General features: G+C 61.2%; 11 protein-coding genes and 1 pseudogene. 5 read left to right on the top strand and 7 right to left on the bottom strand.

Features of this window, described 5'->3' with window-relative positions; genetic code table 11:
- The 3 genes from EV672_RS18895 to EV672_RS18340 all read left to right on the top strand — a co-directional run.
- The coding region (locus EV672_RS18895) for a hypothetical protein (protein ID WP_208110813.1) at nt 1-289 on the top strand (289 nt) is incomplete at its 5' end.
- Between the two features lie 98 nt (nt 290-387).
- Nucleotides 388-750 (top strand): H-NS histone family protein, encoded by a 363-nt coding sequence (locus EV672_RS18345; RefSeq protein WP_083505667.1) that lies wholly within the window; start codon nt 388-390, stop codon nt 748-750.
- A gap of 55 nt (nt 751-805) precedes the next feature.
- The gene (locus tag EV672_RS18340) at nt 806-2,284 is read left to right on the top strand and encodes a hypothetical protein (RefSeq protein WP_133611386.1); all 1,479 of its coding nucleotides are present in this window, start codon (nt 806-808) and stop codon (nt 2,282-2,284) included.
- A 295-nt stretch (nt 2,285-2,579) separates the two neighbouring features.
- On the opposite strand, the gene EV672_RS18335 is transcribed toward EV672_RS18340, so the two are convergent.
- From EV672_RS18335 to EV672_RS18320, 4 genes and pseudogenes are all read right to left on the bottom strand, one after another.
- A complete protein-coding gene (locus EV672_RS18335) occupies nt 2,580-3,200 on the bottom strand; it encodes a type VI secretion system amidase effector protein Tae4 (RefSeq protein WP_058085825.1) in 621 nt (206 codons plus the stop codon).
- Between the two features lie 277 nt (nt 3,201-3,477).
- A pseudogene (locus EV672_RS19170) lies at nt 3,478-3,741 on the bottom strand (PAAR domain-containing protein); the annotation flags it as partial.
- Nucleotides 3,742-3,815: 74 nt separating this feature from the next.
- Nucleotides 3,816-4,562 (bottom strand): ATPase, encoded by a 747-nt coding sequence (locus tag EV672_RS18325; protein WP_058085826.1) that lies wholly within the window; start codon nt 4,560-4,562, stop codon nt 3,816-3,818.
- A gap of 5 nt (nt 4,563-4,567) precedes the next feature.
- Complete coding sequence (locus tag EV672_RS18320; RefSeq protein ID WP_235513688.1) at nt 4,568-4,918, bottom strand: hypothetical protein; 351 nt, start codon at nt 4,916-4,918, stop codon at nt 4,568-4,570.
- 256 nt (nt 4,919-5,174) lie between these two features.
- Here EV672_RS18320 and EV672_RS18315 point away from each other — a divergent pair, with 256 nt between their 5' ends.
- Nucleotides 5,175-6,338, top strand: a complete 1,164-nt coding sequence (locus tag EV672_RS18315) for a hypothetical protein (protein WP_058085827.1) — start codon at nt 5,175-5,177, stop codon at nt 6,336-6,338.
- Between the two features lie 53 nt (nt 6,339-6,391).
- Nucleotides 6,392-6,637: a cold-shock protein gene (locus EV672_RS18310; RefSeq protein WP_058085828.1), complete on the top strand. Its 246-nt coding sequence runs from the start codon at nt 6,392-6,394 to the stop codon at nt 6,635-6,637.
- Between the two features lie 19 nt (nt 6,638-6,656).
- On the opposite strand, the gene EV672_RS18305 is transcribed toward EV672_RS18310, so the two are convergent.
- The 3 genes from EV672_RS18305 to EV672_RS18890 form a co-directional block, all read right to left on the bottom strand.
- Nucleotides 6,657-7,547, bottom strand: a complete 891-nt coding sequence (locus EV672_RS18305) for a hypothetical protein (protein ID WP_083505669.1) — start codon at nt 7,545-7,547, stop codon at nt 6,657-6,659.
- Between the two features lie 67 nt (nt 7,548-7,614).
- Entirely contained in the window at nt 7,615-9,369 is a 1,755-nt protein-coding gene (locus tag EV672_RS18300) for a site-specific integrase (RefSeq protein WP_058085829.1), read from the bottom strand.
- A gap of 331 nt (nt 9,370-9,700) precedes the next feature.
- Nucleotides 9,701-9,983 (bottom strand): hypothetical protein (locus EV672_RS18890; protein ID WP_208110812.1); only part of this gene is annotated, 283 nt, incomplete at its 5' end.

Below are 9,983 nucleotides of genomic sequence, written 5' to 3'. Positions count from 1 at the left end.
CTTATCCACAGCTGACCACCCTTTGGTCGGCTACCAGCCCTGGCTCAATACTGGATCGGCACAGTGGCTCAGATTTGGATCGGCGCGGACACCCTGCCTTCTCAGAGCAGCTGAGAACGGCTCGGATGGTCACCCACAGGAACAACGCAGCCAGAGTGTGGCCAGCAAGCAAACGCACGGGTGTCGAATTGCCGAACAGAGCCGTTCCGGCCTGGCCACCAAAGGTTTGAATGGCAAACCACCCCACCATCAGCAAGAGAGCCAGGAAACCCCCAAATTTTTCGAGTAGATTCTTCATGCTCGGATTTGACCAGCATCGATGGAAGGCTGGGCCGACGAGACTTATTCAATTCGTAACCACCGTCGCAAAACAACATCGAGGGCGCAATGAGCACACAAGAATCCTTGACCACCCTGCTGGATCAACGAGAAACCATTCAAAGGCAACTGCAAGCAGTCGAAAGACAAATCCAAGAATCACATCGTGCTCAACGCGCGGAAGTGATCGCGAACATCAAGGGCTTGATGGCAGAGCACCAGCTCACGGTCGATGACCTGTCCACAGCATGGCCAGGTAAGCGTCGAGCTCAAGCAGACGCCGGCGCGGCGAACAAGCTCTCCGGCCGGACAGTGGCGCCCAAGTACCGCGATCCAGCCACTGGAAACGCTTGGACTGGCCGGGGCCTCCAGCCCAAGTGGCTCAAGGCCGCACAGGCAGACGGCAAGAAGCTCGAAGACTTCGCGATCTGACCAGACGAGGGCTTCGGCCCTCCTCCACGACCGATCCAAGGGGGAGCACACAGCCATGGACAAGGAACGAGTAGAGACGAGCACCCACAGTTTCTGGAAGCTCACCTGCGACGTCGACACCTATCGAAAAAGCCCTCAACACGCGCGACACGACACGCCATGGAACGCTTTCAGCCCTGACGATGTGTTGGTCTGCACCCTTTGGAGAGACCAGATCCTCGACATCGAGGACGACGCAGAGGGAGGCCGCCTTCGCCGCTTCGTGAGACTGGGCGGCAAGATGCGGGAATGGAAGGGCCCCGCTGTTGCCCATGGCCGAGAGGCTGATGAAAACCTGCGTCGAGCTGCAGCAGACAAGCTGCGCGTTGTCGGCTATGAGGCAGATCCGGATCCAGCGTCCTTGAAGAGGGGGGAGCGCAAGGTCGCTCGCTTTTACATGGACCGCGCGCATGAATTGCAACGGGTGTTTGGCTTCTCCGGGGCCGACCTTGTGACGCGGCTTCGCCTTGAAGAACGCTTTCAGGAGCGTCGCGGTGACACCATCGATCCCGGCTACCTGTTCGAGCTCGTGTCGCCCAAGGGGGCCTTCCCTGGACGCCAATCGCCGCCAGGCGCCCTCGCCAACCCACCCGAAGATGATGAGGTGGGCCTATTCGATCAGGCGCCTACGGCCGGCCTGTCCAACGCAGAATACGCACGCTTGGCTGTGCCCATACTCATTGAGCACGTCCGAGTGCAGCGAGATGGCGTGCTCCAGCCGCTCACCTACAAAGACCTCGCCGAAAGGTTGAACCGACGCAACAAGCACGGAGAAGCCTGGGCCAAAGGCCTCGGACAAGTCCTCGGCACGGTGACCGAGATGATTGATTCCATCGCGACACCTGAACTCGAAGACATTCCATACCTGACCACGATAGTCGTCTCGGGTCAGGGCAAGAACAAGGGGCTGCCAGGCGTTGGCATCAGCGGCAGGTGGCGCGGCTACGAGGCCCTGAGCAGGCAAGAGAAGGAGGCCAAGGTGTTCGCAGAATACCTCCGCATCCTGAGCTTCGGAAGCCGTTGGGGCACTGTCTTAGAGTTGCTCGGATTGACGCCCTCCGATGCGACGAAAGCGGGTACGTCCTCGGCCGGCGGCTGGGGCGGCGGAGAGTCGGACGAACACAAGGCTCTCAAGCAGTTCATCAAGGCCAACCCTCATCTTGTTGGCGCAGAGCCTGGTTGGTTCTCTGAAGAGGAATACGCTCTCAAGTCAGGCGACGAGATCGATGTGTTCTTCAGGTCTGGCCATCAATGGATCGGCGTCGAAGTGAAGTCATGCATCTCCGACAAGCTCGAGCGCGACTATGAGCGCGGCCTGTACCAAGCCATCAAATACGCTGCAGTTCTGAAAGCCCAGGCACAAGTCGATCACCCGGACGCCCCGCCCATCGTCAAGGTGTTTCTCGTCCTCGAACGAACACTTCCATCTCGCCTTCATCGCACGGCGGAGAAGCTCGGCGTGAACGTGCTCGAAAACATCTCGCCTTCGGCATAGCGGCCAGGTCATCCACTGAGGGCTCGCGTTGTGAAGCTCAAGGTCTGCTGGTGGATTGCATACACGATTGCTGCGGACAGAGCCATCGTGGCCACAAACCAAATGAAGCGGCGCCCTTGTGGTGCAGCGCCACCAACCACCGCCCAAACCAAGGGAAACAGCAGCTGAGCAGTCACCACCCATGAGAACCAAGCCGGACACGAGTCGTTGCATGCCACGGTTGAGAGCGCATCGACTAGCACCACGAACCCCACGCCGGCCAGGAAGAAGAAACCTGCGGATCTGGCCCGTGTTGTCACTTGATCTCCCAAAAGAGGATTTCCTTGGCCTTGCCGAGGTCCGAGAAGCCGAGGATGGTGCTGCCTCGAAGACCCACCGTAAATCTCATGAAGCTGGCAAAGCTCGGCGTCAACCGATCCTTGTTCCACAGGTCGACGTGATCGCCTGACGCGTGGCTGACCTCGCCGTCGCGAGCCCAGTAGTCCTTGAAGAAGATGATGCCGGTCTTGCCTTTGATCTTCTGCTGCCAATCCGGCCCAGTGATGGCTTGTGGCTTGTTCGGCAGACCACAGAATGGCTGCAGCTTCAGCCATGCGGCGAACTCTTCGGCCCGGATAGCTGCGCGCTGTCCCTCCAGCTGCACAGCAGCCCCCTTGAACGACTTCATCGTCACACCCACCTGGTGCAGGCTGACGCTCATCCGGATCGCGCACTGATTCTCGAACGCCGCGGGGACCTTGCCTTGCGCGTCGCGGTACGGGTCACGCTCCTTCGGATAAGCGGCCCACAGCCCAGTGAACCGAACCGGGCTGATCTGAATGGCGCAAATGGACTGGGGAGTTGCGTTGGTCCGCACCCGCGCCTTCTGCCTGAGGGCCGTGGCCACGTCAGTTGCCCTCCATGAGCTCGAGGGCATCCTCACCCCAAAAGACCTCGTAGTCCTCCTCAGAGGAGGTCACGATGCGGGGCAACTCGCCGCTCTGGTCCAGCCGGCCAGCATGCGTCTGACCGGACAGAGTCTTCACGAACCACGGTAGCCCGACAAGCATGGCCGTGTCGCCAGCAACTTCAAGCCTTGTCTTCTCGTCGTAGGTGATGCGGACATCTGGCCTGGGTGCAGCAAAACCTGCAGTTGCTGCTTTAGCGGCCTGCTCTGCGCTCGCTGCGGCGGGGTTCGAGGCCCCACCATCCGACGTGGTCGACACGACCTGGCTGGCGATGAGCGTGGCTCCACACGCGCACTTGTCCCCATGACGCGCGGCCGGCTGCCCGTCAATGATCATCGTCGGATCGCCGGTGACGATCACCGAGGTGCCGCCGTGTCCCTTCTTGGGGCAAGTGACCTGGTCGCCCACGCGAGCGATCCGCTTGCCATGCGTCTCCGTTGTTCCTGCGGCGCCCACCACCACACCTCCGTGGTCGGTACGGTCGCCCAGGACGATGAAAGGCCGTCCCATGCTGCTCTCCTGCATTTGTGCGTTTGTCAGCACTGTAGCAGGGGTGCCGCAAGGGCTAGCTGGCCGCCGGTTCGTCAAGCAGTCGGTGCAACTTTCGACAACCAATGCGAGGCGACGTCACGAAGCTCTTGGTCGACGTTGAACGACGGATCTCGGCAGTCGAACAAGACCTGCCCCTCCAACTGAGCTCGAGCCAGCGTGAACGCTTGTTCATGCTTACGGCTGTTGTCGAACATCAGCGTCATGTTGGCCAGAGGTGCTGCATGTGCGATGGCTTTCTGTGTACGGGAAAACCTCTCCATCAGCTTTTCTTCTGGTACGCCATGCCCACCTTTGGCAACACGAGTCCCAACGCGCAGCACCGAGATCTCGGCATTGGCCAAGCCGACAAACAAGAGAACGACAAAGTAGCCAGCTTCCTGCAGTTCCTTGATCGTCTTGTATTTCGAATCGTAGGAGCCGTCAGGTAAACGCTTCCAGTGAGAAAACACGGTCTCAAACGCGAATGGCGCCTTGGCCGCCTGGATGCTCAGAACAAAGGCCCTGACGGCCTCTTGCGAGAGCTTCATCCAGAGTTCATTCTGATCACGAAGCTGCTGGGCCCACGCCACCAAGCGACCGTTTTCCGGCTCGGGCAGGATAGACATGGTGAGCCGGTCAGCGTTGACGAGCGGAATCTGCAGGCGATCAGCCAGGCGCTCATACCAGAGCGTCGACTTGCCAGATCCGTTGTGACCGGCCAGCACAAAAGCAACAGGCCTTGAGCGGTCACCCAAGGCCTTGTTGATCAGTGTTTGAAGAGAAGGAACGCGCTTGCTCAAGGCGATCAGGTGGTAGCCAAGACCTTGAATTTACCATTGACCATCTTGCCCACCGTCTTGGTGCCATCCTCGGATTCGCGCACAAATTTGGTGGGATCGGCCGCGTAGACCGAGTAGGCGTAAACGGGCTTCGCCGAACGCTGGGAAGCCCCTCCACCGAACACCACAGAGCGGTCAATCCCAGGCTTGCCCAGCGCCTTGGCCGCCTTCATGACGAGCGTGCCGACGCTTTCTTCCGGCTTGACTCGCCGCGCCTTGGTGTCTCCCGTTTTCACGAGAACCCAACCGCCCGAGACGGGCACCGCTGCCTTGACGGCAGAGCCCTGAACTACTTCGACGATTTTGGCTTTGGCCATGGTGACTTCCTACGCGGTGACGTGGTGTGCGTTTTTTGCATCGCTCTCTGGGAGCGTTGCGAAATTCGCTACAACAATTTTATTGTGATTTCCACACCACGTCAAAAATGCGCGGCCAATTTTGGAGCTCAAATTCGCAGCGGGCATGTCCGATTTTCATAGATTTCACGTTTCCTCCAGGGGGGCGACTTTCCAGATGGAGGACAAAATCCCGGCGTGATGGCGGCTTGGCCACACGAGACCATCAGGAGGAACAATGCCCATCACCGCGTACTCCAAAGAAGCTCAGCGAGAGCTTGATCTCGAGCAGTGGCTCCAGCTCAACGGACTCCAGACAGCCGAGGCATTCAAGCAGCTTGACGTGCCCGACTGGCTCCGGGCAAAAGCCGGCACCGACGTCGAATGCAGTGCCTGCGGGGCACTCGGTGCGACATTGGTCCGCAGCGCCAGGTCCAAAGGGTCTGGCAGGGCCGTGGCGCAAGGCCACTTTCGTTTTCGCACTGCGGAAGGCGGGAATCCCCACCACCCCCTCTGCGACTTCCACGACGAGCAGAACGTCAGGGGTGCCGACTACCTCACCAGCTTCGCCAGCGACAAGTCCGCCCTGACAAGGGCGATTCGTGACTTGGTTTGTCGGGGGATTTCCGCCGGCATCTTCAGCCAGGCAGAAATGCGCGCCATGCGCCTGTGGTTCCTTGAGGAAAAGGCAGCGCGCACCATCCTTCTGGACGTGACGCCCGAGCAATTGCAGTGGTGCAGTGACATGCAAGCCACGAGAGCGATCAGGAACGCCGGCAGCTTGTCGTTCATCCCAGAACACGGCTCTTTGCCCGGCTTCGACTGGGAGGCCGCCGCCAAGCTCGAATGGGCACGCCGGAACGAGCCGCTTTTCAGCGAGATTGGCCCCCACGTCTACTTCCAGCGGCAATCGCTCGAGCGCCCCCTGCGCCTACTTGATCAGCATGCTGGCCAACAGGTGCTCGACCCTTCCGCGCTGCGCGAGAAATACGATGCGGCGTTGCACCTCGCGTCCTTTGCCGCGCACCACCTGTTCGAACCAGGGACGAAGCCACACGCCTTGGCTCGGGAACACCCCTACTACTGGAAACCCGCTGCAGCCCACCCTCTGCTTGCGCTGAGCGCCTTGCTGCTGTTCCTGAGCGCCTGGGATCTACAGCGCGCCAGCGCACTCTTCTGCCGCGTCAAAACGGCGCCGCCGGCACCAGATGATCTGCTGGGCAACCTGGTAGGCCTCAATCCATTCCATGACTACCAAGCCTGGCTGGTTATCAACGCCGCTCGTCGAATCGCCTCGAAGCGCACGGATACCCGGCCGGTGGCGGAGCAAGTCACTGAGGTAAAAGCTGAGATGCAAGCGCAGCACCGGATCTGGGCCGGCAGCAGCGAGCGTGATCTGTAAGGCTGTTGCCTTAAAATTTGCTCGCAAACGAGAGAGAAGATAAGGAGGTGGCTATGCCAATCGGACAGGTCAAGTGGTTCAATGATGCCAAGGGCTATGGCTTCATCACAGCGTCAGATGTCGATGGAGATGTGTTCGTACACTTCTCCTCGATCGAGATGACTGGCTTTCGGACCTTGGAGCCCGACACGAAGGTTGAATTTGATCTGGCCCGCTCCGACAAGGGCTACATAGCTCAGACGGTTCGTGTCGTAGGGCTGTCGGCTGTCGAGCCCGACAACATGGCTGCCTCCGCGTAGCGCAGCGGACAGAGGCATCTCAGAGCCTGGGCAGCACGTCCTGCTCAAAAATCTCCATAGGCGTCAGTCCATCGATACTGCAGTTCTTGCCATGCAAATCGTTCAGGCGCTCCTGATACCCACCAACCGCGATCAGCCCATAGCCCAAACGCCCGCCGTCCAAAGCTAGTTCTCGCGAGGGTAGTTGTGCCATCACTTCCAACATGGAGGCTTTCTCTCGCGACAGGAAGCTCTGGGCCGTATCGCCGCTCATCCTCAGTGCAGCCCGAGCTTCAGGAGAGACAAGTTCATTCGGCGTCACGCGGTAGGGACGAAACGCCTTGGTGGCCGCGATCGGAGGTAACCAGCGAACCATCGCGTCCAGGTCGTACATCTGATGCTTCACCGTGACATCGACCACGGTGAATGGCGGGGCCACCACAATCGCGTGCGGAGCCACAAACTGCCCTGTGTCGATCGAGTAGAAGTAGCGCGGCTCGACCGACACGGACCTTGGAAAGTAGATTGCCAGGTTGGACTTGGCGGTGTAGTTCCACACGCCCAGTTCGTCCAGCATCCGAGACAACACGCCCGAGGCCACCACGCACAGCCCGGGGCGCCCGTCACGTGCAACGCGACTTGCGATAGCCTCAGTCGCGGCCAGAATCTTTCGCTCGGCCTGCAGCAGCTCGTCAGCGGAATAGCTACGAGCCTCGACGAGGCGTGCGGCCATGTTCATGGCCGTGGGATCCAGCGCCTCAACGCGAAGGAACTCGGCTGTATCGTGCAACCCAGGCCTCGACGGATCGACTCCGCGCTGGGTGAACCAAGTTTCGAGTTGCTGTTGAGCTGTCGGGTTGCTCAAAGGCCAGAGCTTATCGGGCACCGAATTGCTGCCCGCCAGCAATTTGCGTCGTCTTGCCTCTCCCATGATTACTCTCCCGTTGCGCAGGAACGCAAAGGGTCCAAGTATCGAATATTTCACCACCGTGCCGTCATCAGGTGCGTCCCGTCCTGTGCACCTGCAGCATCGCCCTTACCAGCCTGGTCCGCTCCTGCAAAACATAAATCTCGCTGGTTGTCCTCTGACTGGAATGGCCCAGTACCTCCTGAACGACCCCGATCGGGGCGTCTTGAGCGATTGCCTGGCGCGCGAACGTGTGCCTGAGCCAATGCGTAGAGGCCGCCGCCAACCGATCAGCGTCCTGACGCCCCTGCTTGACCGCCAGGCGTGCCAGGCGCCGGAAGAACCGCTTGAGCAGCTTGTACAGGCCCGCCCGCCCCATCGCCACGCGAGCCTCGCCTCCGCGCTGGCCCACCGGCCCCTGCAGGGCTCCCAGCAGCGGGCGCTCCAAGTCGGCACAGCTGCCGGCGGCAGGGTTCACCTGGTCGACCAACTGGTGGAGCTCGAGCAGTTGGTCGACCAACGCGGCCGACATGGGCACGACACGGGGCTTCCCCCCCTTCCCCTCGACGTGAAGCAAGTAGGCCAGCTCCTCTTCAGTATGGCCCGAATCGGGCTCAGGCTCCAGATGGATCGGCTCCAAGGCCCCCATCCTGGCCCGGACGAGCTCATCGAGCCGAAGCCCTGTTTCCGTCAAGAGCCGCAGCAACGCAGCCAGGCGGCGGGCTCGTAGGCCCTGGGCCACGACGGGCACCTGCGCAAGGATCCACCGCCACTGCTCTGCGGTGAACCCTCGCTTGGCGTCCGCCGCCGGCGCCGGCAACTTCACCTGCTTCAAGACGGTGGCCATGGGGTTGGCCACCACGTAGCCGGCCTCCAGCCAGGCCGCGTACAGATTTCGCACCACGCCCAGTCCGTGACGCACGCTGACCGGATCCAGCCCACCACTTCGAAACGGCCGCCAGCTGGCAGCGCTACGAGGACGAACACCACCGCTGACCCAGCGCGCTGGCGGCCTGGTCAGGAAATCGCGATACGCGAGGCAGTCGGCCGTGGTCATGGCGGACAAGGCGCGGCTGCGCTCCAGAACCGCCCAAAGCACGAAACGCTCGATCTCCCTGCGATAGGTTTCCCAGGTCCTGGGCTGCCCCTCGTAAGGCCTGAGCCAGGCGTCCCACGCCTGCTGATCGCATTCGGCACCATAGGCATTCGGCCCCATCGCGCGAAAGCCGCCCGAACGGCCCTGCAGGGCCTGCGGGATACCCAACTGCTCTAGCGGCACGATGGCGGTGGCGACAATCTCTGCCACAGGCTTTGCCGCGGCTGCATCCAGCAACCCATGGCTTTGCAGCCATCCCAGAAGCCTATCGGCGCGGACTTGCCCCAGCCCCTGCACCTTGCGGTACCAAGTCGGCCCGCAGGCTGCCTGCAGGCGCACCAGGTCATCGACGGTGGCCACGCCGGCCAGAGCAAGGCGCCGGGATAGCGCAGCCGACACCCAGAGGGCAATACTGTCGGTAGGCAACAGCGGCTTGGCCAAGTAGGTCTGCAGCGTATTGAGCGCTCTCACCTGAGGGCTGATTTGCACCCCGTCTTGGGAAAAGGACTCCTGGTCACTTTCGTCACGGACCTGGTCCAGGCCGTAGTGCTCCCTCATGAGCTGCAGCAGCTCCTGCTCGCTGTAGAAATCGAGCTCCAACCCCTGCTCAGAGCAGAAGGTTTCAAGCGACGGCAATTCCACCAGCTTGGGCTTACTTTCGCGGCTCTGCAGCCTCTCAAGCACGTCGTCGATCCGCTGTTCAGGCGGCAGGCTGTCGTTCAGCGCCTGCGCATCGTCGAGCAGTTGCATCCACAGTCGAGCACGGGTTGCGCGCACATGCCTCAGGTCACCGCTTTCGCCTTGGAAGGCAAGGAAGCGGTCCCAGGCCTGAGCGAGGTCAAAGCCTTGGAGCCATGCTCTCAGGAAAGCGAAGTGAGGCAGGCCGAGGTGCTTCTGCCGGAGATCCTGGGTCGCGCTCCCGCGCGGCCGCCCTCGAGGGCGTGGCCGGTTCGGCTGATGGTCTGAAGCGGCAGAGGGGGCGAGCATGACGGTATCTCTCCGGCGGTGGAGCAGCCCTCTCGACCCCGATTATCCGAGATTCCAGGCTTGGGCCGCGCCCACCATGCGCATCTCTCCTTGCCTATGGTAGGTCTCGCACCATCTTGGTTGCCTCAGATACATCCTGACGAAACTGCCCCCATGGCGCCCCACTGCAATCCACCGTCAGGGCACTGATCGCATGCACGAAACGCGCCTTGTCGGCCTCAACAATGACGTTGGCCTCGATCAAGGTCGCCGCCAAACGCTCAAGCATTGCCTCACCTTCAGGGGGTCGCCTCAGAAAACGGAAAATAAAGCACGCTAAGCCGGTTGCAGCGGTCGTAGCGGCCTGAACTTGCCCGCGCCGATCTTGGCGCTGCTGC

Source organism: Aquabacterium commune (assembly GCF_004362855.1).
GTDB lineage: Bacteria > Pseudomonadota > Gammaproteobacteria > Burkholderiales > Burkholderiaceae_C > Aquabacterium > Aquabacterium commune.
This window is presented reverse-complemented; position numbering and strand designations above follow the sequence as displayed.

Bases quoted from the DNA above. Each gene is read 5' to 3' on its own strand.
- EV672_RS18320 (WP_235513688.1), bottom strand. From the start codon at position 4,918: ATGGCCAAAGCCAAAATCGTCGAAGTAGTTCAGGGCTCTGCCGTCAAG.
- EV672_RS18300 (WP_058085829.1), bottom strand. From the start codon at position 9,369: ATGCAACTGCTCGACGATGCGCAGGCGCTGAACGACAGCCTGCCGCCT.
- EV672_RS18315 (WP_058085827.1), top strand. From the start codon at position 5,175: ATGCCCATCACCGCGTACTCCAAAGAAGCTCAGCGAGAGCTTGATCTC.
- EV672_RS18340 (WP_133611386.1), top strand. From the start codon at position 806: ATGGACAAGGAACGAGTAGAGACGAGCACCCACAGTTTCTGGAAGCTC.
- EV672_RS18335 (WP_058085825.1), bottom strand. From the start codon at position 3,200: ATGCCCTCGAGCTCATGGAGGGCAACTGACGTGGCCACGGCCCTCAGG.
- EV672_RS18310 (WP_058085828.1), top strand. From the start codon at position 6,392: ATGCCAATCGGACAGGTCAAGTGGTTCAATGATGCCAAGGGCTATGGC.
- EV672_RS18305 (WP_083505669.1), bottom strand. From the start codon at position 7,547: ATGGGAGAGGCAAGACGACGCAAATTGCTGGCGGGCAGCAATTCGGTG.
- EV672_RS18345 (WP_083505667.1), top strand. From the start codon at position 388: ATGAGCACACAAGAATCCTTGACCACCCTGCTGGATCAACGAGAAACC.